This is a genomic window from Streptomyces netropsis, from assembly GCF_014203545.1.
In the GTDB taxonomy this organism is placed as follows: Bacteria; Actinomycetota; Actinomycetes; order Streptomycetales; family Streptomycetaceae; genus Streptomyces; species Streptomyces netropsis.
In genome coordinates this window covers 23698-47703 of the sequence record NZ_JACHJG010000013.1, presented here as the reverse complement: position 1 = coordinate 47703, position 24006 = coordinate 23698, and the positions used below count along the sequence as shown (strand labels likewise).

Genomic DNA, 24006 nt, shown 5'->3' with positions numbered 1-24006 from the left:
CCCTACACCCCCCTCGAAGCCGCGCGCCGGCCGAGCGCGATCTCGTCCAGCTGGCCGAGGACCTGCAGCGCCAGCGTGCAGGCGGTGCCGGGCCGGTCGTCGACGATCTGACGGGCGCGCCGGAGCTTCCCCTCGGCGACCGTCAATTGGTCGCCGAGGTCGTTGCGCACGGACTCCTCCAGGGCGGGCGCGGGTTCCATCATCTCCTTGCCGAAGAGATGGGACGCCTCGCTGAGCAGCGCCGTGGCGATGTCGTTGAGCGTGCGGCTGCGGATCGGCGGCTGTTCGTACAGCCCCGCGGCCGCCACCATGCACTCCACCGTGCGCTCGGTCATGCTCCACGACAGCGGGGTGCCGGCTTGTGACGACTGCGGATAGACCGCGCGGATGTTGTCCCAGAGATTGGCGCCCGGGCCCGACGGGATACGGCGCTTCCAGAGGTGGTCCAGAATCTGCTCGGCGAGCCGCAGCAGCCGGTCGTGGGACTCTATGTTCCGTGACAGGGCGCACAGTTGGATGGTGCGCTTGAGCAACTGGGCCGAGAAATCCGTCATGGTCCACTGCATGGGCGGCCCGATGCTCTCGCTGCCCAGCAGCGGCAGCCGTACCCCGGGGTGATGCAGGGCGATGGCCGGATCGCCGTCGGTCATCCGCCGGGTGATCTTGGCGCGGACCGCGAGCTCCTCCATCACGGCGACGGTGCGGGTCAGGTCGTCGTCCGTGGCCCGCCGGCGCACCAGGTCCTGCACGAGGATGGCGGCGACCGAGAGACTGAAGTACTCCGATTCCTGCACCCGCGCCGTCGCCCGCCAGGGGATGTCCTCCAGCGGCCAGCGCTCCTCACCGAACCGGGCCACCATCGACCAGTACTGCTGGGTGATCTCCCAGCGCAGCCGCAACGCCTCCGCCAGCCGCTGCTGCTCGTCGTTGAGCAGCCCGAGGGTGAGGGTGCGCTCGGAGAACAGGTCGGCGATGCCGTCGAGGGCCACGACCGTGAAATACAGATACGGCACCTGGTGCGCCAGCCCCTTGGGCTGCGCCCCGACCGGCTCGGTGGTGTCGACCGGCGGCGCGTCCTGCACGAGTCCCCACGACCAGCCGCACTCCAGGAGGAGGTTGTCGTTGTCCAGATCGCCCACCACGTTGAGTCCCAGGGTGATGTACTCCCGGATGGAGGCGCGCAGCGGCTTGAGCCGCTGCTGGAGCTGGTGCACGACCAGGCGGTTGGACAGCCCGTCCTGGTTCACCAGCGCGCACACCGCGCGGCCCTGCGGGGAGTCGGCGTCGAAGAGGTTCACCGTGAAGCTGCGCAGCAGGCTCACCATGGCGGCCGAGAGCCGGGTGCGGGTGGCGGCCTCCAGCTTTTCGGCCATTTCCTGGACGTCCTTGCGGTGCACCTTCCGGGTCAGGACCTTCAGGAAGCCCAGCGTCGCCAGCGACAGAGTGATCGACATGGAATAGGAATCGACGACTCCGAGGGCACGCTGCTCAGGGGTGAGTTCGGCGGTGGGATCGACGGCGGAGAAATACCGGCCGCCGGCGAAACTCGGAACCGACGCCTCGTCCGTGTGCGTCCGCGTGAAATCCGTTATGGCGCCGATCAGCTTCTGCGGAATGTCGATGTTGTTGCCGACCCGCTGGAGAGCGGCCAGGACGTCCGCCGCCGTTTCGTCCGGCGCGTCCAGTCTGAACGCGGGTAATTCCGTCGCCGGATACATGAGACAGAGCAGCCGCTCGGCATCCTCCACGCTGCTCGATTCGCCTTCGGTATCGCCCGGGCGCCACACGCCTTGGGTGAACGACTGGCGGGCCACGGCCCGCCAGATCTCCAGCATGTGCTGGCGTGGTTGTATGCGCATCCCCCGTACCCCTGCCCCTTTTCCCCGCTGCCCCGTCGTGGTGGAACCGGATGTTGACCTGCCGGTTCTATACGCGCCTTCCGCACGCCAGAATCATTCCCGTGTAACCCGAGCGAATGGGATCTTCGGGCAGTCGCACCCGGCTGATCCGCAGATCTTCGGCGAACGGCGCGAGGGCACCGCGGACGTCCTCCGCGTCGACGCCGCACGCCGGGAAGAGGAGATCGCCGACCTGGTACCCCTGTGAGTTCTCCATGAACGCGGCGGCGAAGGGCGCGCGCGGGGTGAGCGCCCGGGCGAAGGCGGCCACCGCTCCCTCGAACTCGCGGTAGGCGGTGGACATCGACTCGGCCACGAAGAACATCGTGCCGATGCCCCACCGCGCGCGGGGCAGGTCGAACAGGTCCCCCTTGCCGACGGCGGCCGCCGACGCGACGGCCCCCCGGGGGTCGCTGACGGCCCGGTACTCCGGGCGCTCGGTGAACACGTCCCAGAAGGCGCCCCAGTTGGCGGAGAACGCGGCGACCTCCCGCTCCAGCCAGAGCACATTCTCCACGGAGTGCTCATACAACGTAATATTCGAACACCACGGCAAGAGGGACAACGCGGGATAGAGATTGGTGCCGGCCCCGACGTCGATACCGGAATCGGGGCGGTCGGGATGCTTCCGGAAATGCTCGCAGAAGTAGTCGCGAACGGCCTCGATGATCTCTTGGTCTTCCTTCCGGAGGAAGGCGTAGTTGTGCTGGTGGTAAGCCCGGGAGTCGAATGAGTCCCAGGGGGCTTCTCGATTGAGCCCCTGGGTGTATCCCGCGGACGTGAGATCCATCTGTCGATGGTAGCGCTTGGGGGGTGCGGTGACACCCCGATGGGAGCGGGCGCGTACTGGACAGAACCCGCACCGCCGGGTACACCGGCAGCCGGGGTTGGGTAGGGGTGGGGCTTACGCCATTGAGCGTGATGGGCCCGGACCTGTGATCGAATGACGGGGGATCTCGCTCTTCACCCGAAAGGATCAATAGTCGTGGCATCGGCCCACGAAGGGAGCGCGATGAATCCCCTGTCCGACGACCGCGGCCGGAGGTCGTGCCGCACCGCGGCGCCCGGCACCGGCGAACGTTATGCCCCCGGAGTCCGGGAATGTCGAGAAATTCGAGAGGCTCGGGAAGCCCAGGCCGCCCACGAAGTCCGGGAAGTTTCGGAAGGTGACCTTCCGCAACTGCTGCGGCTGGACCGCGCGGTATTCCAGGGCGCCGCCTATCCGTTCTTCGTCATGCGTCAGCTCTTCGACGTGCACCGCGAGCACTTACTCGTCCTGGAAGGCACCGCTCAGGAGCGCCCCGGACAGCGGCCCGAGCCCGGCGGTCCCCGGCTCCTCGGCTATGTGCTGGCCGGTGTCGTACCCGGCGGCAAGGACGCCTGGATACTCGGCCTCGGCGTGGACCCGGCCGAGCGCGGCCACGGGCACGGCCGACGGCTGCTGCGGGCGGGACTCGCCAGACTCACCGACCACGGCGTCGGCGAGGTGCGGCTGAGCGTCGAGCCGGCCAACCACGCCGCGATACGGCTCTACGGCTCCTTCGGCTTCACCGAGGCCGGGCGGCGGGACGACTACTTCGGCCCCCGCGAGGACCGGCTGATCATGTCGCTCCTCCTGTGCTGACCTCTCGCCGCCGCGACGGTGCGCGGCTCAGGGCTGGAGCCCGCCGATCCGCCCTTCGAGAAGGACGAGGAGCTCGGCGAGGATGTCCGCGAGCCGGCCCTGGCGCTCCTCGCCGAGCCCGGCCAGCAGGGCGCCCTCGTAGGCGACCTGATGCGGGACCAGCCGGTCGATGAGCGCGCCGCCGGGCGCGGTGAGCGACAGATGGGCGACCCGCCGGTCCCGTTCGTCGGGGCGGCGGGCGACGAGCCCGCGCCCTTCGAGCACCCGCAGCCGCTTGGTGACCGCGGCCCCCGAGGCGAAGGTCTCCCGGGCGATCTGCCCCGGCGTCAGCTCCCGGCCGGTGCGCCGCAGCGTGCCGAGGATGTCGAACTCCCCACGCGTCAGCCCCTCGCTCGCCAGCGGGGCGTCGGTGGCCTGCTGGAGCAGTGCGGCACAGCGGTTCAGCCTGCCGATCACGGCCATCGGCGCGGTGTCGAGCCCGGGGTGGACCTGCTGCCACTGGCGCAGCACGCGCGCGACGATGTCCTCGGCGCCCCCGTCGTCCCTGGAGCTCCCGGCGTCCCCGGCGTCATGGCCCACGGTGTCGATCCTCTCCGGTCGGTGCACTGGAGAGTGATTCTGCCGCCTCCCGGACGACGCGCCGAAGGAGGCCACGACGCGCGCGGTTCACACGCCGGGCCGACCCGTCCGCACGCGCCCGCGCACCCGGACCGGAAGCCGTCCGGCCGACGCCCCTCCCCACTGACCCGTCTACTGGTCGAACAGTTCCAGCGCGCGGGCCCGGCAGGCCGCCGGGGTGCCCCACGCCGACCGCAACGCCCGGGCCTTGCCGAGCCACAGGGACACGTCGCACTCGGCGGTGTAGCCGATCGCGCCGTGCACCTGGAGGGCCGTACGGGCGGCCGCGTACGCCGCGTCGCAGGCGGCGACCTTGGCCGCGGCGATCTCCGCCCCGGCGCCCGGCGCCCCGGACGCGAGGGCCACGGCGGCGCCGTGGAGCAGCGGCCGGGCGAACTCCAGCCCGAGCAGCGCGTCCGCCAGCCGGTGCTTGACCGCCTGGAACGAGCCGATGGCCGCCCCGAACTGGGTGCGCGTCCTGGCGTACGCGACCGTGCGCTCCAGCAGCGCCAGCCCGACCCCGAGCGCCTGCGCGGCGGTCGTGAACGCGGCCCAGCCGGTGGCGTACGAGGCCGCGTCCCGCACGGCGGGGCCGCCCGCGAGCGGCTCTCCGCCGGTGAGCGGGCGCGACAGCCGCCGCGCCGGGTCGAGCGAGGGCTGCACCGGACCGTGGCCGGTGGCGAGCCGCAGCGCGTGGTGGCCGCCCGTCACCACGAAGGTCGCGTCGGCGGCGTCCGCGTCCAGCGCGTACGGGCCGCCGTCCGCCAGGGCCACCGTCACCCGAGCCTTCCCGGCACCGAGGCGGGGCAGCCACTCCTCGGCGGGCGCCGGCTCGCCGCGCTCGGCGAGCCGGGACAGGAGGGCCACGGCGGTGACCGTCTCGACCAGTGGTCCGGGCACGGCGTGCCGCCCCAACGCGACGAAGGCGACGCACAGTTCGACGGGCAGTGGCCCCATGCCGCCGTACGCCCGGGGCACGGCGACGGCGAAGACCCCGGCGTCCGCGAGCCGCTCCCACACCGCGAGCCCCGGTCCGTGGTTTCCGGCCGCCCAGGCCCGTACGACCGCCGGGGTGTCGGCGGCGGACAGCATCCGGTCGAGCGTGTGGCCGAAGGCGGTCTGCTCGGTGTCCAACAGGAACCTCATGCGCGGCGCGTCCCCCTCGGCAGCCCGAGCAGCCGCTCGGCGATGATGTCCCGCTGGATCTCGTTGGTGCCCGCGTAGATCGGCCCGGCCAGGGAGAACGTGTAGCCCTCCGCCCAGGCGCCCCGCGCGGGGGCGTCCCCCGCGCCGTCGGCGAGTTCGCCGTACGGGCCGAGCACGTCGAGGGCCGTCTCGTGGAGGGCGAGGTCCAGTTCGGACCAGAACACCTTGGTGAGGCTGGACTTCGCGCCCGGCGCACCGCCTTCGGCCAGGCGCGTGGCGTCCTCGTAGGCGGACAGCTGGTAGGCGCGGGCCCGGATCACGGCGTCGGCGACCCGGTCCCGCAGGCCCGTGTCGTCCCGGTCGGCGTGGGCGTGCCACAGTCCGACGAGCCGGCGCGCGGCGGAGGTGAAGCGGCCGGGGCTGCGCAGGGTCGGCCCGCGTTCGTTGCCCGCCGTGCTCATGGCGACGGACCAGCCCCGCCCGGGCTCGCCGACGACGTCCGCGTCGGGGACGAAGACGTCGTCGAGGAAGAGCTCCGCGAAGGCGGGCTTGCCGTCGAGGCGCCGTACGGGACGTACGGTCACCCCGTCCGCGTCGAGCGGGAACATCACATACGTGAGCCCCCGGTGCGGCCGGTCCGCGTCGGGGTGGGTACGGAACAGTCCGAACGCGCGGTCGGCGAAGGCGGCCCGCGAGGACCAGGTCTTCTGCCCCCTGAGCAGCCAGCCACCCGCCGTGCGCACCCCGACGGACCGCAAGGAGGCGAGGTCGGAACCCGCCTCCGGCTCGGACCAGGCCTGCGCCCAGATCGTCGCACCGCTCGCCATGGCGGGCAGGACGCGGGCACACTGCTCGGCACTGCCGTGCTCGAAGAGGGTGGGGGCGAGGAGGTGGATGCCGTTCTGGGCGACCCGGGCGGGCGCGCCGGCCGCGTAGTACTCCTCCTCGAAGACCAGCCACTCCAGCAGCGAGCGGTCCCGGCCGCCGTACGCGGACGGCCAGGACACCACCGACCAGCGGTCGGCGGACAGCGTCCGCTCCCACGCCCGGTGCTCGGCGAACCCCTCCGCGGTCTCCAGCGAGCGCAGGGGCGTACGCGGCACGTGGGCCGCCAGCCAGGTGCGGGCCTCGTGGCGGAAGGCGTCCTCGGCGGCCGTGAAGTCGAGGTCCATCAGCGGTGCGTCCCCCCTCGCCCCGCCGCCCGCGCCTTCATCGCGGCGACGTCCATCCCGCCGAGCGGATCGGCGGCGGTCTCCGCGTTGTGCGCGTGCGCGAGGTGATGGAGGCCGAACACCGAGTCCAGGCCGCTGTGCAGCCCCTGGAGGTCCTCGGCCTGGTTGACGGCCCGTTTGGCGAGGGCGAGACCCATGCGCGGCATCTGTGCCACCCGGTCGGCCAACTCTTCCGTATGTGAGGCGAGTCGATCGCGGGCCACCACGCGGTTGACCATCCCGACCTCGTGCGCCCGCCGCGCGCTCATCCGGTCGCCGGTGAAGAGGAACTCCTTCGCCACCCGGGGCGGCATCACCCACGGATGGGCGAAGTACTCGACGCCGGGAATGCCCATCCGGACGACCGGATCGGCGAAGAAGGCGTCCTCGCTCGCCACGATCAGATCGCACACCCACGCCAGCATCAACCCGCCCGCCACACAGGCCCCTTGGACGGACGCGATCATCGGCTTCGGCAGCTCGCGCCAGCGGCGGCACATGCCCAGGTAGACCTCGGACTCGCGGGCGAAGCGGCGCTCCGCGCCCGCCTTGTCGCAGTGGTCCCACCACAGCCCCGCCCGGCGGGCGAAGGGGACATCGGCGTCGCGCCCCGGGGAGCCGATGTCGTGGCCCGCGGAGAAGTGCCCACCCGCCCCGGCGAGGACGACGACCTTGACCTCGTCGTCGTCGGCGGCGGCGCGGAACGCGTCGTCCAGGGCGTAGGTCATCGCGGAATTCTGGGCGTTGCGGTACTCCGGCCGGTTCATGGTGACGGTCGCGACCGGGCCCCGCCGCTCGTAGCGCACCACCGGATCCCGCGATGCCCCGTCGTGGTCCGGGTCGTGCTCCGCGTCGTGGTCCGAGCCGTGATCGGGGTCATGGTCGGGGGCCATCCGCCACTCCTTCCCTAACAAGTGTTTGGTAGGTTAACGTACGGCCATGAGCAGCGTCGAGGAGCCCGTGGCACCCAGCGCTCGCCCCGCGGGCCCGCCGCCCTGTCCCCCCGGTCACGATCTGCTGGCCGGCCGCACCGCCGTCATCACCGCCGCAGCCGGCGCCGGGATCGGCGGCGCCACCGCCCGCCGCTTCCTCGAGGAGGGTGCCCGCGTCGTGCTCGGCGACGTCCACGCGCGGCGTCTGCGGGGGTGCGTCGCGACGCTCGCCGACGAGTTCGGCGCCCGGTCCGTCGCCGGGCTGACCTGCGACGTCACCGACGAGACGCAGGTCGCCGCCCTGTTCGACCTCGCCGAGGAGCGGCACGGCGGCCTCGACGTCGTCGTCAACAACGCCGGCCTCGGCGGCACCGCCGATCTGGTGGACATGACCGACGAGCAGTGGGACAAGGTCGTCGACACCACCTTGACGGGCACCTTCCGCTGCACCCGCGCCGCCCTGCGCCGGCTGCGCCGCGGCACCGGCGGCGGGGTCGTCGTCAACAACGCCTCCGTCGTCGGCTGGCGGGCCCAGCGCGGCCAGGCCCACTACGCCGCCGCCAAGGCCGGCGTCATGGCCCTCACCCGTTGCGCCGCCGTGGAAGCCGCGGCCTACGGGGTGCGCGTCAACGCCGTCTCCCCGAGCCTGGCCATGCACCCGCACCTGGCGAAGGTCACCACGCCCGAGCTGCTCACCGAGCTGACCGGGCGCGAGGCGTTCGGGCGCTACGCCGAGCCCTGGGAGATCGCCAACGTGATCGTCTTCCTCGCCAGCGGCTACTCCTCGTACATGACCGGCGAGACGGTCTCCGTCAGCAGCCAGCGTGCGTGACCGACAATGAGAGAGTGCCGACGAACAGCAAGAAGACCACCGCGAACCCCGCCCCCGAGCGGCGCCGCGAGCTCCTCGCGACCGCCGCCGAGGTATTCGCAGCGCAGGGCTACAACGCCACCACCGTCCGCCGGATCGCCGACGAGGCGGGACTGCTCGCGGGCAGCCTCTACTACCACTTCGACTCCAAGGAGTCGATGCTCGACGAGATCCTCTCCGGCTTCCTGGACGAGCTGTGGACCGGCTACGACGCCGTGCTGGGCGCCGGTCTCGGCCCCCGGGAGACCATCGAGGCCCTCGTCACGGAGTCCTTCCGGGAGATCGACCGGCACCGCGCCGCCGTCGCCATCTACCAGAAGGAGTCCCGGCACCTGGTCGCCCAGCCCCGCTTCGGCTATCTCGTGGACTCCCAGCGGAAGTTCGAGAAGGCCTGGCTGGGCACGCTCGAGCGCGGCGTGGCCGACGGGTCCTTCCGCGCCGACCTCGACATCCGGCTCGTCTACCGCTTCGTGCGCGACACCGTGTGGGTCGCCGCGTCCTGGTACCGGCCGGGCGGGGCGCACAGCCCGGAGGAGATCGCCCGCCAGTACCTGTCGATGGTGCTGGACGGCATCGCCGGGAGGGACCCGGCCGCCGCATAGGGCCCGCACGGACATCATCTGTCGAAGGAGCAGCCATGGCCGAGGCGTACATCGTCGGAGCGGTACGCACCCCCGTCGGCAAACGGAACGGCGCCCTCGCGTCCGTCCACCCCGCCGACCTCGGAGCGCACGTGCTCACGGCGCTGATGGAGCGTACGGGCGTGGACCCGGGCGCCGTCGAGGACGTCGTCTTCGGCTGTCTCGACGCGGTCGGGCCGCAGGCCGGTGACATCGCCCGGACCAGCTGGCTGGCCGCCGGGCTCCCGGAGGAGGTGCCCGGCGTCACCGTCGACCGGCAGTGCGGCTCCTCCCAGCAGGCCGTCCACTTCGCCGCCCAGGCCGTGCTCTCCGGCACCCAGGACCTGGTCGTCGCGGGCGGCACCCAGAACATGTCGCAGATACCCATCGGCTACGCCACCCGCCGGGCCACCGAGCCCCTGGGACTGACCGAGGGACCGTTCGCCGGGTCGCGCGGCTGGCGGGAGCGCTACGGGGACCGGCCCGTCAGCCAATTCCACGGCGCCGAGCTGATCGCCGAGCGGTGGGGCATCACCCGCCCGGCCATGGAGGAGTTCGCCCTCCGCTCGCACCGGCGGGCGCTGCGGGCCATCGACGAGGGCCGCTTCGACCGCGAACTCGTCGCGTACGGCGAGGTGCGCACCGACGAGGGCCCGCGCCGCGACACCACGCGGGAGAAGATGGCGGCCCTCGCGCCCGTGATGCCCGGCGGGCGGCTGACCGCGGCCCTCTCCTCGCAGGTCTCGGACGGTGCGGCGGCCATGCTCCTCGCGAGCGAACGCGCCGTGCGCGACCACGGGCTGACCCCGCGTGCCCGGATCCACCATCTCTCGGTCCGGGGCGAGGACCCCATCCGCATGCTGTCCGCACCCATCCCCGCCACGGCGCACGCCCTCAAGAAGACCGGTCTGGCGATGGCCGACCTCGACCTGGTCGAGATCAACGAGGCGTTCGCCCCCGTGGTCCTGGCCTGGCAGCACGAGACGGGCGCCGACCCGGACCGGGTCAACGTCAACGGCGGCGCGATCGCCCTCGGTCACCCCCTGGGCGCCACCGGCGTCAAGCTGATGACCACCCTGCTGCACGAACTGGAGCGCACGGGCGGGCGCTACGGCCTCCAGGTGATGTGCGAGGGCGGCGGTCAGGCGAACGTGACGATCATCGAGCGGTTGTGACCGGCGGGAGGCCCGCGAGCGTCTCGTGGGCCTCCCGCATCACGCGGTCCACCAGCTCCGCGCAGGACGGCAGGTCCTCGACGAGGCCCGCGACCTGCCCCGAGGCCATCACCCCGAGGTCCGTCCGGCCGTCCACCATGGCGGCCTTGAGCAGCATCGGGGTGTTCGCGGCCAGCAGCACCTGGCTCCACGTGAGGTCCCTGCCGTGCCGCATCGCCAGCCCGTCGCGCACCATCCGGCGCCAGGTCAGCCCGGAGACCGCGCGGAAGGAGGCGGCGTGCCGCACCGCCCGCAGCAGGGCCCTGGCCCGGCCCGAGCGCTCCAGGGCGTCGACGAAGGGCGTGCGCAGCATGCGGTGGGGGAGGCCGTCGACCTTCGTGGTGACGATGGCGTCCCCGACGGACGCGGCGAGGTAGGCGGCCTTCACCGCCGCCGGGACCGTGCTGTCGGCCGTGAGCAGGAACCGGGTCCCCATCGCCACGCCCGCCGCCCCGAAGGCGAGGGCGGCGACCAAGCCCCGGCCGTCGTGGAAGCCGCCCGCCGCGACGACCGGGATGTCCACCGCGTCGACCACCTGGGGCAGCAGGACCGTGGTCGCGACGCCCCCGGTGTGACCGCCGCCCTCACCGCCTTGCACGACGACTGCGTCCGCGCCCCACGCCGCGACCTTCTCCGCGTGCCGCCGCGCGCCCACGGACGGCATGACGACGACCCCGGCGTCCTTGAGGCGGGCGATCAGATCGCGTGAGGGGGCGAGCGCGAAGGAGGCGACCTTCACGCCCTCGTCGACGATGATCCGCACCCGTTCCTCCGCGTCCCCCGCGTCCGCGCGCAGATTGACCCCGAACGGGCGGTCCGTGCGCAGGCGCACCTCGCGGACCGCCGCCCTGAGCCGGTCGGGCGTCATGGTCGCGGAGCCCAGGATGCCGAGCGCCCCCGCGTTCGCCGTCGCCGCGACGAGGCGCGGGCCCGCGACCCAGCCCATGCCGGTCTGCACGAGCGGGTGGCGGACACCGGTCAGCTCGGTGAGCGCGGTCCTCATCGGGGTACCTCCCGCTCGCGCAGCCCGGCCGGGTCGACGACCTCGCGGATCAGCCGCAGTTCACGGGGGGTCGGCTCGCGGGTGTGCGGCACGTCGTCGGGGACGGCGAGGGGGAAGCCGGTCGCCTCCCGCAGCTCGGCGGGGGTGACCCCCGGGTGCAGGGACCGCACGCGCATCGTGCGGTCCGGGGTCTCGAAGTCGAGCACGGCCAGATCGGTGACCACGCGGCGGACGTGGTGGAAGCGGGTCGCGGAGGGCCCGGCGGCGGCCACCCGGTCGTAGCCGACGCCGCACACCATGTCGACCCGCGCGACCAGCACCCGCGGGGAGTGCCGGGGGATCCAGTAACTGGTGGGGTTGTTGAGGGTGTTGACGGGAGCGCCGCGCACTCCGAGGAGCTGACGGCCCGGCCGCTTCCAGTCGCCGATGCAGGAGATGTTCTGGTTGCCGTGGCGGTCCAGTTGGCTCGCGCCCATCATCACGTGCCGTCTGCCGCCGGTGACCAGCGCCAGGTGCCGGCGGTAGGGCAGCCACCCCTCGCTCACCTTCGACGCCGCCCCCAGCGCGGGCACGTCACCCATCAGCATCGCCTCGCCGTCGGTCAGCAGCAGGTCGGGGGAGAAGGTGAGCTTCGCGAGCCGCGCGCCGGCCGTCGGGACGAGCCCCATCGGGGCGACCAGGACCTCCCCGGCGTCGCGCCACGCCTCCGCGCAGGCGACCACGCAGTACTCGGCACGGGTCACGCCCTTCGCCGCGTCCTCGCTCACGCGCCCTCCCCGGCGAAGGCCGCGACGGCGGCCCGGTAGTCGTCCTCGTCCCCGGACAGGAAGCGGCTCGCGAACTCGCGCCACGCCGCGGGGTCGGCCGCGGCCTTGGCGTACGCGGCCTGGAACGCCTCGTCGCGGTCGTAGTCCGGGGCACAGGAGGTGAAGTGCGCACCGCCCGGCGCCTCCACGACCCCGGTGACGCACGTCCGCGCGATCAGCAGGGTCTGCGGGCCGCCCGCGGATGCGAACTCGGCGCTGTCCACGACCCGTTCACACGAGACGTACGCCTCACGGGCGGCCTCGCAGAAGAGATCGTCGAAGTACGGATCAGGGCCCAGGTACTGCGCGTTGCCCCGCGCGTCCGCCCGGTTGAGGTGGACGAGGGCCGCGTCCAGGGTCAGCGCGGGTACGGCGACGAGCTCCTCCCCGTCCGCGTACGGCGAGGTGACCGTCCGCAGGTGGGGGTTGACCGTCATGACGTCGGAGCCGAGACCGGCCCGGACGGGCAGGAAGGGCAGCCGGTGCGCGGCGGCGGTCAGCCCCCACATCAGCATCGCCTCGTCCAGCTCCGTCAGCTCCAGGCGGCCGCGCTGCCGGGCGGCCCGGAAGTGCGGTTCGAGGGGGACGGAGTCGAGGGTGACGAAGGCGGTCACGAGCTTGGCGATCCGCCCCGCCGCCGCCAGCAGGCCCACGTCGGGGCCGCCGTAGGAGACCACGGTGAGGTCCGTCAGATCCGAACGCAGCAGCGCCCGTACGAGCGCCATCGGCTTGCGCCGCGAGCCCCAGCCGCCGATGCCGACGGTCATGCCGCTCTCCAGCCGGCCGACGGCCTCGTCGGCGGTCATCAGTTTCCCGCCCGTCACGGCTCCTCCTCGTGGTCCGTCGCGGATTTCCGGGACGGCCCGGACGGCCCGGATGGCCCGGACGGCCGGGATGTCCGGGAGACGAAGGCCTCGCGGTGCCGGTCGGCCACGCCGCTGAGCGCGGCCTCGAAGGTGAAGCCCTGCTCGAAGCGGTAGCCGCGGCGGACGTCGACCGGGTCGATGCCGTTGAGGGCGGCCTTGGCGAGCCGGATCAGCGAGCCGTCCTTGGCCGCGATCTCTCGCGCCAGCTCCAGGGCGGCCGGAAGGAGTTCGTCGGGCGGCACGACCCGCCACACGGAGCCGTGCCGGTGCAGCTCCCACGCGGTGACGGTGCGCGAGGTGTAGTACAGGGTGCGCAGCAGATGCTGGGGCACGAGCCGGGCGAGGTGGGTGGCGGCGCCGAGCGCGCCCCGGTCCAGCTCGGGCAGGCCGAAGGTGGCGTCCTCGGCGGCGACGACGGCGTCGGCGTTGCCGACGAGCCCGATCCCGCCGCCGAGGCAGAAGCCCCGCACGGCGGCGACGACCGGCACCTCGCAGTCGTACACGGCGGCGAACGCGGCGGCGCAGCCCTGGTTGGCGCCGATCAGGGCCCGGTGACCCGGACCGCGCTGGATCTCCTTGAGATCGACCCCCGCGTTGAAGCCGCGCCCGGCGGCGGCCAGGACCGCGCAGCGGACGGCGGGGTCGGCGCCCGCCGCGCGCACGGCCTCCGCCAGTTCGTACCACCCCCGCACGGGAACGGCGTTGACGGGCGGGAAGTCCACGGTGACGACGGCGATGCCCGCTTCGGGGCGGGAGGTGGAGACACCCATCAGTGGATCAGCTACCTTTCCACCAAACGTTTGTTAGGGGCGAAGGTAGCAGCGGATCGTCCGGCGCGGGAGGTGGTACGGCATGAGTGCGGAGCTCGGTCTGGACGGACGCGTCGCGGTCGTCACCGGCGGTACGCGCGGTGTCGGCGCGGGCATCGCGCGGGCGCTGCTGCGCGCCGGGGCACGGGTCGTGGTCTGCGCCCGCCGCCCCCCGGACGAGCCGGTCATCGCCGACGGGCGGACCGCCTCCTTCAGGCCGGTGGACGTGCGTCGGCCGGCCGCCGTGCAGGCCCTGTTCGACGAGCTGGCGACGGCCTACGGCCGCCTGGACCTGCTGGTCAACAACGCCGGTGGCGCACCCTTCCGGATGCTCGACGACGCCGACGCCGAGCGCCACGCGCGCGTCCTCGAACTCAACCTCACCGCGCCGCTGACCGTCTCGCTCGCCGCCCACCGGGTGATGCGCCGGCAACCGGCCGGCGGCTGCGTCCTGATGATCGGGAGCGTGAGCGGCACCCGCCCGTCACCGGGCACGGCGGCCTACGGCGCCGCCAAGGCCGGGCTGGAACACCTCGCCCGCACGATGGCGGTGGAATGGGCACCGGCCGTACGCGTCAACACCCTCGTGCTCGGCATGGTGCGCACGGAGTCGGCCCACCTGCACTACGGCGACGCGGCGGGCGTCGCCGCCGTCGCCCGCACGGTCCCGGCGGGCCGCCTCGCCGAACCCGACGAGATCGGCGACGCCGTGGTCTTCCTCGCCTCCGACCGCGCGTCCTACATCACCGGCGCGAGCCTGGTCGTCCACGGCGGCGGCGAACGGCCGGCGTTCCTGGCCGCGGCGCGTGCCAACCCATCGGCCCCGTCCTTCGAGGAGTCCTGAGATGACCGGAATCTGCGCGGGCCGCGTCGCCGCCGTCACCGGCGCCGGCCGCGGTCTCGGCCGGGCGCACGCCCTCGCGCTCGCCGCCGAAGGCGCGCGGGTCGTCGTCAACGACCTCGGCGTCGGGCCCGGCGGGGAGGGCGGCTCGGCGGACCCGGCCCGGCGGGTCGCCGACGAGATCCGCGCCCTCGGCGGCGAAGCCGTCGCGCACAGCGGCGACATCGCCACCACCGAGGGCGCCGCCGCCCTCGTCGCCACGGCCCTCGACGCCTACGGCCGGCTCGACACGCTCGTCAACAACGCCGGGTTCCTGCGCGACCGGATGCTCGTCAACCTCGACGAGGACGACTGGGACGCGGTCCTGCGCGTCCACCTCAAGGGCCACTTCCTCCCGCTCAAGCACGCGGCCGGGTACTGGCGCGCCGAGTCCAAGGCGGGCCGCGCCCGCCGGGCACGCGTCGTCAACACCACCTCAGGGGCGGGGCTGCTGGGCAGCGTCGGGCAGGGGAACTACGCCGCCGCGAAGGCCGGAATCGTGGCCCTGACCCTCGTCGCCGCCGCCGAACTGGCCCGCTACGGCGTCCAGGTCAACGCCGTCGCCCCCGCCGCCCGCACCCGCATGACCGAGCGGACGTTTCCCGACGCCATGGCCGTGCCGACGACCGGATTCGACGCCATGGCCCCCGAGAACGTCTCCCCGCTGGTGGTGTGGCTCGCCTCGGCGGACTCCGCCGGCGTCAGCGGCGAGGTCTTCGAAGTGGAGGGCGGCCGCATCACCGTGATGGAGGGCTGGCACCCCGGCCCCACGGCCGACAAGGGGCACCGCTGGACACCGGCCGAGGCGGGCGGGGCGGTACGGGACCTGCTGCCGGGGCTACGGGAGCCGGCACCGGTGTACGGGGCCCCGTCCGGCGATTGAGGACGACAGCGGGCCGGGGGCCTTCAGGACACGACGTCCTTCGCCCGGAAGTGCCGGAACGCGAGAGCGAAGAGCACCAGCGCGTACGCCACCGACACCGCCGTCCCCTTGATCATTCCGCCCCACTCCAGCTGCGGTTGCAGCGCGTCCGCCCACGCGTACTGCCAGTGCGCCGGCAGGAAGTCCCGCCAGTGCCCGAGGGCGGTCACCGCGTCCAGCACATTGCCGACGATGGTCAGCCCGACCGCGCCGCCCACCGCGCCCAGCGGCGCGTCCGTGACCGTCGACAACCAGAACGCCAGCGCCGCCGTGACCAACTGCCCGACGAAGACGTACGCCACCACGATCGCGAGCCGGCCGACGGCCGTCCCGGCGGGGAGCGCACCGCCGGTGGGGATCTGCAGACCGTCCCAGCCGTACGCCGCCGTGCCCGCGGCCAAGGCCACCACCGGCAGCAGCACCATCGCGGCCGCGCTGAACGCCAGCGCCACGGCCAGCTTGCTCAGCAGCAGCCGGGCGCGCGGCACCGGCGCCGCGAGCAGATAACGCAGCGAGGACCAGCTCGCCTCGGAGGCCACCGTGTCACCGCAGAACAGCGCCACCGGCACCACCAGCAGAAAGCCCGCCGAGACGAACAGACAGGTCGCCGCGAAGTTCGCGCCGGAAGCCGTGGCGGTATCGATCAGCGTCACCCGCCCGTCGCGCCCGCTCGGCTCCCCGCCGATGGCGAAGGCCGCGATCAGGACGAACGGCAGCACCGCCAGCACCGCCCCCACCACGAGCGTGCGCCGCCGTCGCAGTTGCCGCATCGCCTCCACCCGGAACGGCAGGGTGTGCCGCGCCCGGTATCCGGGCGCGGACTCCGGGACCGTGGTCACCGCGGTGCTCATGCCGAACCTCCGATCAGGGTCAAGAACGCGTCCTCCAGGCGGCGGTGCGGGCCGACGCGCGCCACCGGGATCTCCAACCGCACCAGCTCCACCAGCAGCTCCGGCGCGCCGATGCCGTCGAGCCGCACCAGCAGCCCTTCGTCACTCCGCACGGCCGAGGCCACACCGGGCAGGGCCGCCACCTTCTCCGCGGTGACGTCGGGCAGCTCGCCCTCGACGCCGATCAGCAGCGTGTCGCCCGAGCCGACGATCTCCGCGACCGGACCCGCGCTCACGAGCTGCCCGCGGTCCATCACGACCAGGTGCGTACAGCTCTGTTCGACCTCGGCCAGGAGATGGCTGGAGACGATGACGGTACGGCCGGCGGCCGCGTACCGGATCATCACCTCGCGCATCTCCCGGATCTGCGGCGGGTCGAGCCCGTTGGTCGGCTCGTCCAGGATCAGCAGGTCCGGCAGCCCGAGCATGGCCTGCGCGATCGCGAGACGTTGGCGCATGCCCTGGGAGTACGTCCGTACCGCCCGCTCCAGCGCGGAGCCGAGGCCGGCGATCTCCAAGGCCTCCTCCAGGTGCGCGTCCTCGGCCGGGCGGCCCGTCGCCTGCCAGTACAGATCGAGGTTGGCCCGGCCGGACAGGTGCGGCAGGAACCCCGCGCCCTCCACGAACGCCCCGACCCGCGACAGCACCGGCGCACCCGGCCGGATCGCGTGCCCGAAGACGCGGACCTCGCCGTCGTCGGGGCGGATGAGGCCCATGAGCATGCGCAGCGTGGTGGTCTTGCCCGCACCGTTCGGGCCGAGGAGCCCCAGCACCTGACCGCGCTCGACGCGGAAGGACAGGTCCCGTACGGCGTACCGGTCCGCGGGCTTGGCGTACCGCTTGCTCAGGCCGGTGATCTGCAACGGCACCTCGGCGAGCGCCGGGTCGGGCGCGGGCGGTGCGGTGCGGCGGCGACCGGTCAGCAGCAGGGCCGCCGCGACGGCCGCGCCGCCGAGCGGCAGTCCCCACGTCCACCAGGGGAGGGCGGAGGAGCCGGTCCGTACGCCGGGCGCGGTCGGCACGCTCAAGGCCCCGCCCGCGAGTGCGACGGTGTACGCGGCGGGCCGGGCCGGGGAGGCGTAGCCCAGGTCGGTGGCGGCGAGGACGAGCCGCATCCGGTGCCCGGACTCGAAGGTGTGGTCGATGGCGGGCAGTTTGAGTTCGACGGTGCGGCCCCCCTTGGCGTCGGTGACGCGGACGGGCGTGACGAGCTGTCCGGGCAGCACCTGCTGCCCGTTCGGCCCGACGTCGTAGACCTTGGCGAAGAGGACGGCCTCGCCGGTGTCCGAGGAGATCCTCGCCTTCACGGTCGGGGAGCCGGTGACGCGGACGCCCTCGGCGAGCCGGGCCGAGTCGAAGCGCGCGTGCTGGCCGGGGAAGTCGAGGGAGACGCCGACGCCGAGGCCCGACAGCTGGGTCAGCGAACCGATGCCCGGCACCGCGGAGATCGCGGGCGGTGCCGCCCCCGCCGGGTTGCCGAACGACTGCGCGCGCCCTGTCAGCGGGATCGTGCGCGGGTCGCCGCGCAGCCCCGGGTAGCGCTCGCCGCTCGCACCGCGCAACTGCGCCTTGCCGTCGGTGGTGTCGATTCCGCCGGTCCTGCTGACGCGGAACGCGGGCCCCCTGCCCGTGCTCTCGTCGCCCTTGAGGTAGCGGTCGAACCACGCGCGCGTGCGCCGCGCGATCCGGTCGCTCTCGTCCGCCCCGCCGTCGTGGCCGCCCGCGATCCAGTCGACGGAGACGGGTGCGCCGTTGCGGGCGATGGCCTTGGCCGCCGCGTCGGACTGGTCGAGGGGGAAGAGCGAGTCGGTCTGCCCCTGGACGAGGAGGGTGGGCACCTTGATCCGGTCGGCGACGGCGGAGGGGCTGCGGCTCTCCAGCAGCTCCCGCGCCCGCGCGTCCGGCTTCCCGTCGACGGCCACCCGCTCGTACATCTCGCACAGGGCCTTCTCGAACCGGCCGCAGCCGGAGACCCGGGCGGTGGCCACCGCCCCGCGGGCCGGGCCGTCACCGACGGCCGGCGCGGGGGCGTTCGGCGCGGCGCCGGCCGACGTGGTGCCGGTGGTGAAGAAGATCCCGGACCAGAGCTTCTTGAAGACGTCGTTCGGGAAGAGCGAGTCGGCGAGGTTCCAGTAGGTGATCTGCGGGGCGATGGCGTCGACGCGCTTGTCGTGCCCGGCCGCCAGGAGGGCGGCGCCGCCGCCGTAGGAGGCGCCCGCGATGCCGACCCTGGGGTCGCCCGCCTTGTCGAGCCGCACCTCCGGCCGCCGCGCCAGCCAGTCGATCAGCCGGCTCACATCGGCGACCTCACGCCCCGGGTCGTTGAGGCCGATACGGCCCGTGGACCGGCCGAAGCCGCGCGCGGACCAGGTCAGCACCGCGTAGCCGTCGCGCGCCAATTCCTCCGCCCTCTCGCGCAGATCGGCCTTGCTGCCCCCGAAGCCGTGCGCGAGCAGCACGGCCGGCCTGCGGGTGTCCGTGTCACCGGAGGTGAAGTACGAGGTGTCGATGCGGACCGGCCCCGAGCGCTCGGCCCCCGGGGCGTCGGGCATCGTCAGGAACCGGTCCTCGCGGTGCACGGCGGCGCCCGACCCGGTGGCCGATGCCACGGTCCAGGTACCGGCACCGACGAGTACGGCGCCGGCGGCCGTGGCGGCCAGCAGCCGATCGCGTCCGGACCGAGGGCGCCGGGGGAAACGCAGCTTCATGCCCGAATGCTAAGCGGAGCCGTCGTCCACCTGTGTCGCCGGCAGGACGAGTGGCCTCCCCTCCGTGCGGCGTACAACCCCCGGCGCCCGTACCGCGGGCGCGGTACGGCTTCCCTCGGTGCGGCAGGCCGGCCCGATCAGCCCTCCACCGCGTCCGCCATGTCCGCGAGCCGGGTGACGGTGTTCCAGTTGCGGGCGGTGCCGTCCTCGCCCAGGCGCCGGCCCGTCAACAGCTTCGCCAGCTTGGAGTCGCGGATGCCGTCCGGGCAGAGCAGATACACCTCGCGTTCCCCGAGGACGAACTCGTCGGGCGCGTACGCCCCCGGATCGAGGTCCGCGAACGCCTCCGGGCGGGCGGTGCCGGAGAGGCCGGAGAGGAAGACCACCAGGAACCGCGCCGGATCGACCGCGCGGTCGGCGAACGGATTGGCGTCAACGACGCGACGCAGGTCCACTCCCTCGCGCACGAAGCAGCGTACGGACAGGCCCAGCTCGCGCGCGAGGGCCTCCTCGAGCCCGGCGGCCAGCGCGTCCGGGTCGGAGCCCGGATGGGTGAACACCGCGTTGCCGCTGTTGAGGTGGGTGCGCACCGACCCGCAGCCCAGACCGGAGAGCAGATCGCGCAAGGTCTGCATGGGGACGCGCTGTTTGGTGCCCACGTTGATGCCGCGCAGGAGAGCCACGTACGTTGTCACCCCCTCACCGTAATATGACGCGCATCACTGACGTGAGCGGCATGTGAGGGGCGATCGCATGGTGCACAGGGCTGGGCACGGGGGATTCGGGGCGCGGGCCGCACGGGCGCTGGCGGCGCTCGCACTGCTGCTGCCGGTGGTGGTGGCGCAGACGGCCCGGGCGGAGCCCGCGGAGGCCCGCGCGGCGGACCATCCGGCCCGGGTGGTCAAAGAGGTACGGGTCGACGACCGGACGCTCGATCTGGCGGTCTCCTCGCCCGACACCGAGGCGCTGATCAAATGGGTGCGCCTGCTGCTGCCCGAGCACTGGTCCAAGGACGCGTCGCGGACCTGGCCCACCTTGTGGCTGCTGCACGGCGGCACGGGCAACCACCTGGACTGGACCGCCAACACGCACGTCGAGGAGCTCACCGCCGACCGGGACGCGATCGTCGTCATGCCGGAGACCAGCGGGTGCAGCGGCTACAGCAATTGGTACAACGGCGGCAAGTGGGGTGCCCCGGCCTGGGAGACGTATCTGCTCGACCAGGTCCGGCCGCTGCTGGAGCGGGACTACCGCGCCGGCACGCGGCGGGCCGTCGCTGGCCTGTCCATGGGCGGCCAGGGGGCGCTGAAGTTCACGGCCGCGCACCCCGGCCTGTTCAGCGCGGCCGCCTCGTACAGCGGCGCCGTCAACCCTCTCTACCGATCACCCGACGGCGGTTTCAACGGCCCCGACGCGGTGAAGGCCGGCGGCATCGCGTGTCTGACCGACTGGCGGCGCGTGTGGGGCGAGCCCGGCTACCCCTTCGACACCGACGACCCGGCCGACCTGCGCCAGCAGTGGCTGTGGAAGCGCAACAGCCCACTGGAGCATGCCGCCGAGCTCGCCGGCACCCCGCTCTACCTCTCCTACGGCAACGGCGCCGAGAAGGGCGTGGGCTGGAAGTGGGGCGACCCGCGGCCGTCCGCCGCGCGCTGCACGAACCCGGCCGCGCACGGCACGGACGACCAGATCGAGCGCGCCGTCTTCGGCATGAACCAGCAGCTGCGCGCCAAGCTCGCGCAGCTCGGCGTCCCGGCCACGGTGTGCGCGTCGACCGGCGGGCACACCTGGCCCTATTGGGAGCGTGAGCTGGTGGCGTCGTTCCCGATGCTGATGAAGGCCATCGGGGCCTGAAGCGTCCTCGCTGTGTCCTCAACGGCCGGACGGGCCCAGCTCAGCCCGTCCGGCGATCGAGGACAAGAGACGGTGAAGGGGCGGGACCGGGGCTCCCACCCTGGAAGCTCAGCGCCGCGCCAGCCGCAGCGTGACGATCTCGAACGGCCGCAGCGACAGCGGCACGGCGTCACCGTCCGTGGCCGCCGCGGTGAGCGCCCGCTCCAGCAGATCGCACACGGAGGCCGAGCCCAGCGGGAAGCCCGCCTCCAGCCGCGCGCGGGCCCGTCCGCCGAGCGACTCGTACAACCGCACCACCACGTCCCCGCTGCCGTCGTCCGCGAGCTTGATCGCGGAGATGACGACCGCGTCGTTGTCGACGTGCGCCAAGGGGCGTACCCCGGTGGCCCCGGGCACCCTTCGCTCCGGCAGATTGATCCGGTACCCCTCACGCACCGCGTCCCCCAACGACGCACCCGGCACCAGCGCGTACCGGAACCGGTGCGTGCCCTGGTCGGTGCGCGGGTCGGGGAAGCGCGGCGCCCGCAGCAGTGAGAGCCGGACCGTGGTCGTGGTTCCGGTGTCGGCATCGCGCACGGCGCGCGTGACGTCGTAGCCGTACGTCGAGTCGTTGACCACCGCCACCCCCCACCCCGGCTCCTCCAGATGCACGAACCGGTGCGCGCACGCCTCGAACTTGGCCGCGTCCCAGCTGGTGTTGGTGTGCGTGGGACGGTAGAGATGGCCGAACTGGGTCTCGGCCGCCGTGCGGTCGGCGTGCAGGTCGAGGGGGAAGGCGGCCTTGAGGAACTTCTCCGTCTCGTGCCAGTCGACCTCCGTCTCGACGTCCAGCCGCCGCACCCCCGCCGGGAGCGAGAGCAGCTGCTCGACGCGGGAGGCCCCGAAGGCCCGGACGACCCGCACCGCCCCCTCGTCCGTCGGCTCCAGCGCTTCGACGGCCGTCAGATCCGTGACGGTGTTCCGGTAGAAGTGGTCCACGTCCCACGCGTCCCACATGTTCGGGAAGTCCGGGTGCAGTTGCAGCAGATTGGCCGCCGTGCCCGGAGCGATCGTCTCCCGGTCCGCCTCCGGGTCGTACACGGAGACCACGAGCCCGCGCCCGTCGACCTCGACCCGCAACAGGCCGTTGTCGAGCGTGAAGCCGCCGCCCTCGCGCGCCCGGACCGCCGTCGGGTCGGGGGCGGGGGAGTCGACCAGGGCGCCGCCGTGGGCCGCCGTGCCGCCCCGCCCGTGCGGGGCCGCGTTGAAGACCACGGTCCCCCCGGCCGAGGCGTCACCCGCGAGCGCGGCCAGCGCGTCCCCGACGATCGACTCCAGCTCCGCCGCGACCGCCGCGTAGGTCGCCGCCGCCTCCCGGTGCACCCACGCGATCGAGGTGCCCGGCAGGATGTCGTGGAACTGGTGCAGCAGCACCGTCTTCCACAGCCGGTCCAGCGCCTCGTACGGATAGCGGAACCCGGCCCGTACGGCCGCCGTCGCGGCCCACAGCTCCGCCTCGCGCAGCAGGTGCTCCGAGCGGCGGTTGCCCTGCTTGGTCTTCGCCTGACTGGTGAGCGTCGCCCGGTGCAGCTCCAGATACAGCTCGCCCACCCACACCGGCGCGTGCCCGTACTCCGCGTGGGCCTTCTCGAAGAACGCCGACGGCCGCTCGAAGGCGACCCTCGCCGAACCCTCCAGATCCGCCAGCCGCTTCGCCCGCGCCACCATCTCGCGCGTCGTCCCCCCGCCGCCGTCGCCCCAGCCGGTCGGCGCGAGGGAGCGGGTCGCACCGCCCTTCTCCTGGAAGTTGCGGACCGCGTGCGCCACCTCCTGCCCCGACAGCCGCGAGTTGTAGGTGTCGATCGGCGGGAAGTGCGTGAACACCCGGGTGCCGTCCAGCCCCTCCCACCAGAACGTGTGATGGGGGAACTTGTTGGTTTGGCTCCACGAGATCTTCTGCGTCAGGAACCACTTCGCACCCGCCAGCCTCACCAGCTGCGGCAGCGCCGCCGAGTAGCCGAAGGTGTCCGGCAGCCACACCTCCTCCGACTCGATCCCGAACTCCTCCAGGAAGAAGCGCTTGCCGTGCACGAACTGCCGTGCCAGCGCCTCCGATCCCGGCATGTTCGTATCGGACTCCACCCACATGCCGCCCACCGGAACGAACCGGCCCTCCGCGACGGCCTTCTTCACGCGCGCGTACACCTCCGGCCGGTGCTCCTTGATCCACGCGAACTGCTGCGCCTGCGACATGGCGTAGACGAAGTCCGGCTCGTCCTCCAGCAGAGCGGTCATGTTGGCGGTGGTACGGGCGACCTTCCGCACGGTCTCGCGCAGCGGCCACAGCCACGCCGAGTCGATGTGCGCGTGCCCGACCGCGCTGATCCGGTGCGCGGAGGCGTGCGCGGGCGCGGACAGTACGCCCGTGAGCTGCTCGCGGGCCCGCTCCGCGCTCCCGCCCACGTCCTGGAGATCGACGGCGTCCAGCGCCCGCTCGACCGCCCGCAGGATCTCCCAGCGGCGCGGCGAGTCCACCGACAGCTCGGCCATCAGCTCACCCAGCACCTCCAGGTCCTGGACCAGCTCCCACACCACCCGGTCGAGGACCGCCAGATCCATCCGGGCCAGCCGGTAGCGCGGCGCGTCGTCCGCCGTCTCCCGGTCCCCCAGCTCGGTCGGCACGAACGGCCGGTAGTCCATGATCACGGGGTTGGACGAGGCCTCGATGTGCAGCAGCACCTCCTCGCCGCCCGCGACCGACTCGCCGATCCGCACCCACTGGTTGCGGGGGTTGAGGCCCTTCACGGGCGAGCCGTCCGGCCGGTAGACGAGCCCCTCGCACTGGAAGCCCGGCATGTTCTCGTCGAAGCCGAGGTCCAGCAGTGCCTCGACGGTCCGGCCCGCCCACTCCTCGGGCACGGCCCCGGTGACCGTGAACCAGCTGGTGCCCCACGGCGGGCCCCACTGCGCGCCCACCTCGATCGGCTCGCGCGCGGCGGCGAGGCCCTCGGCCACGGGCACGGGCTCGCCGGGCGCGTTCCATACGGAGACGGTCAGCGGCACCGACTCGGGGTACACGGCGGGCCGGATGCGCTCGTCCAGCACCCGCTTGAGACGGGCTTCGGTGACGGTGCGGTCGTTGTGCATGGGCGTCG

The 24006-nt window shown here is 73.2% G+C and carries 21 protein-coding genes; 7 read left to right on the top strand and 14 right to left on the bottom strand.

Going from position 1 to position 24006, the window contains the following annotated elements:
- Positions 1–2: 2 nt before the first annotated feature.
- A complete protein-coding gene (locus FHS38_RS26740; protein WP_184737724.1) occupies positions 3–1859 on the bottom strand; it encodes an SCO2524 family protein in 1857 nt (618 codons plus the stop codon).
- 67 nt (positions 1860–1926) lie between these two features.
- Positions 1927–2688 (bottom strand): SCO2525 family SAM-dependent methyltransferase, encoded by a 762-nt coding sequence (locus FHS38_RS26735; protein WP_184737722.1) that lies wholly within the window; start codon positions 2686–2688, stop codon positions 1927–1929.
- 444 nt (positions 2689–3132) lie between these two features.
- Between FHS38_RS26735 and FHS38_RS35675 the strand changes: the two genes are divergently transcribed.
- Positions 3133–3522, top strand: a complete 390-nt coding sequence (locus FHS38_RS35675; protein WP_229822769.1) for a GNAT family N-acetyltransferase — start codon at positions 3133–3135, stop codon at positions 3520–3522.
- Between the two features lie 27 nt (positions 3523–3549).
- Here the strand turns inward: FHS38_RS35675 and FHS38_RS26725 are convergent, their stop codons facing one another.
- The 4 genes from FHS38_RS26725 to FHS38_RS26710 form a co-directional block, all read right to left on the bottom strand.
- On the bottom strand, positions 3550–4101 hold the full coding sequence (locus FHS38_RS26725) for a MarR family winged helix-turn-helix transcriptional regulator (RefSeq protein WP_184737720.1): 552 nt from the start codon (positions 4099–4101) through the stop codon (positions 3550–3552).
- A 171-nt stretch (positions 4102–4272) separates the two neighbouring features.
- Entirely contained in the window at positions 4273–5286 is a 1014-nt protein-coding gene (locus FHS38_RS26720; RefSeq protein WP_184737718.1) for an acyl-CoA dehydrogenase family protein, read from the bottom strand.
- The gene (locus tag FHS38_RS26715; protein WP_184737716.1) at positions 5283–6458 is read right to left on the bottom strand and encodes an acyl-CoA dehydrogenase family protein; all 1176 of its coding nucleotides are present in this window, start codon (positions 6456–6458) and stop codon (positions 5283–5285) included. The genes FHS38_RS26720 and FHS38_RS26715 overlap by 4 nt, the downstream gene beginning before the upstream one ends.
- Positions 6458–7390 carry an enoyl-CoA hydratase gene (locus tag FHS38_RS26710; protein ID WP_184737713.1) on the bottom strand — a complete coding sequence of 311 codons (933 nt, stop codon included), beginning with the start codon at positions 7388–7390 and terminating at the stop codon, positions 6458–6460. The genes FHS38_RS26715 and FHS38_RS26710 overlap by 1 nt, the downstream gene beginning before the upstream one ends.
- 46 nt (positions 7391–7436) lie before the next feature.
- Between FHS38_RS26710 and FHS38_RS26705 the strand changes: the two genes are divergently transcribed.
- The 3 genes from FHS38_RS26705 to FHS38_RS26695 are packed head-to-tail and all read left to right on the top strand — an operon-like array spanning position 7437 to position 10095.
- Complete coding sequence (locus FHS38_RS26705) at positions 7437–8261, top strand: SDR family oxidoreductase (RefSeq protein ID WP_184737711.1); 825 nt, start codon at positions 7437–7439, stop codon at positions 8259–8261.
- A 14-nt stretch (positions 8262–8275) separates the two neighbouring features.
- Positions 8276–8902 carry a TetR/AcrR family transcriptional regulator gene (locus FHS38_RS26700; protein WP_184737709.1) on the top strand — a complete coding sequence of 209 codons (627 nt, stop codon included), beginning with the start codon at positions 8276–8278 and terminating at the stop codon, positions 8900–8902.
- A gap of 35 nt (positions 8903–8937) precedes the next feature.
- Positions 8938–10095: an acetyl-CoA C-acetyltransferase gene (locus FHS38_RS26695; RefSeq protein ID WP_184737707.1), complete on the top strand. Its 1158-nt coding sequence runs from the start codon at positions 8938–8940 to the stop codon at positions 10093–10095.
- On the opposite strand, the gene FHS38_RS26690 is transcribed toward FHS38_RS26695, so the two are convergent.
- Genes FHS38_RS26690 through FHS38_RS26675 form a run of 4 tightly spaced genes read right to left on the bottom strand, consistent with a single transcriptional unit; the run spans position 10079 to position 13579 of the window.
- On the bottom strand, positions 10079–11137 hold the full coding sequence (locus tag FHS38_RS26690) for an NAD(P)H-dependent flavin oxidoreductase (RefSeq protein ID WP_184737705.1): 1059 nt from the start codon (positions 11135–11137) through the stop codon (positions 10079–10081). The two genes, FHS38_RS26695 and FHS38_RS26690, sit on opposite strands and share 17 nt — an antisense overlap.
- Positions 11134–11904, bottom strand: a complete 771-nt coding sequence (locus FHS38_RS26685) for a CoA-transferase subunit beta (protein WP_184737703.1) — start codon at positions 11902–11904, stop codon at positions 11134–11136. The genes FHS38_RS26690 and FHS38_RS26685 overlap by 4 nt, the downstream gene beginning before the upstream one ends.
- A complete protein-coding gene (locus FHS38_RS26680) occupies positions 11901–12749 on the bottom strand; it encodes a CoA transferase subunit A (protein ID WP_184738059.1) in 849 nt (282 codons plus the stop codon). Before FHS38_RS26680 ends, FHS38_RS26685 begins: the two co-directional genes overlap by 4 nt.
- A 14-nt stretch (positions 12750–12763) precedes the next feature.
- Positions 12764–13579, bottom strand: a complete 816-nt coding sequence (locus tag FHS38_RS26675; protein ID WP_184737701.1) for an enoyl-CoA hydratase family protein — start codon at positions 13577–13579, stop codon at positions 12764–12766.
- Between the two features lie 82 nt (positions 13580–13661).
- Between FHS38_RS26675 and FHS38_RS26670 the strand changes: the two genes are divergently transcribed.
- Positions 13662–14462 carry an SDR family oxidoreductase gene (locus FHS38_RS26670; protein ID WP_184737699.1) on the top strand — a complete coding sequence of 267 codons (801 nt, stop codon included), beginning with the start codon at positions 13662–13664 and terminating at the stop codon, positions 14460–14462.
- Position 14463: 1 nt separating this feature from the next.
- Positions 14464–15381, top strand: coding sequence for an SDR family oxidoreductase (locus FHS38_RS26665; RefSeq protein WP_184737697.1), 918 nt, complete (start codon positions 14464–14466; stop codon positions 15379–15381).
- Between the two features lie 23 nt (positions 15382–15404).
- Here the strand turns inward: FHS38_RS26665 and FHS38_RS26660 are convergent, their stop codons facing one another.
- The 3 genes from FHS38_RS26660 to FHS38_RS26650 form a co-directional block, all read right to left on the bottom strand.
- Positions 15405–16271, bottom strand: coding sequence for an ABC transporter permease (locus FHS38_RS26660; protein WP_184737695.1), 867 nt, complete (start codon positions 16269–16271; stop codon positions 15405–15407).
- Positions 16268–19018, bottom strand: coding sequence for an alpha/beta fold hydrolase (locus FHS38_RS26655; protein ID WP_184737693.1), 2751 nt, complete (start codon positions 19016–19018; stop codon positions 16268–16270). The genes FHS38_RS26660 and FHS38_RS26655 overlap by 4 nt, the downstream gene beginning before the upstream one ends.
- A 137-nt stretch (positions 19019–19155) precedes the next feature.
- Positions 19156–19713: a DUF1697 domain-containing protein gene (locus tag FHS38_RS26650; RefSeq protein ID WP_184737691.1), complete on the bottom strand. Its 558-nt coding sequence runs from the start codon at positions 19711–19713 to the stop codon at positions 19156–19158.
- Positions 19714–19771: 58 nt separating this feature from the next.
- Between FHS38_RS26650 and FHS38_RS26645 the strand changes: the two genes are divergently transcribed.
- Positions 19772–20872, top strand: a complete 1101-nt coding sequence (locus FHS38_RS26645; protein WP_184737689.1) for an alpha/beta hydrolase — start codon at positions 19772–19774, stop codon at positions 20870–20872.
- A gap of 108 nt (positions 20873–20980) precedes the next feature.
- Here the strand turns inward: FHS38_RS26645 and FHS38_RS26640 are convergent, their stop codons facing one another.
- The gene (locus FHS38_RS26640) at positions 20981–23998 is read right to left on the bottom strand and encodes an alpha-mannosidase (protein WP_184737687.1); all 3018 of its coding nucleotides are present in this window, start codon (positions 23996–23998) and stop codon (positions 20981–20983) included.
- Positions 23999–24006 lie beyond the last annotated feature (8 nt).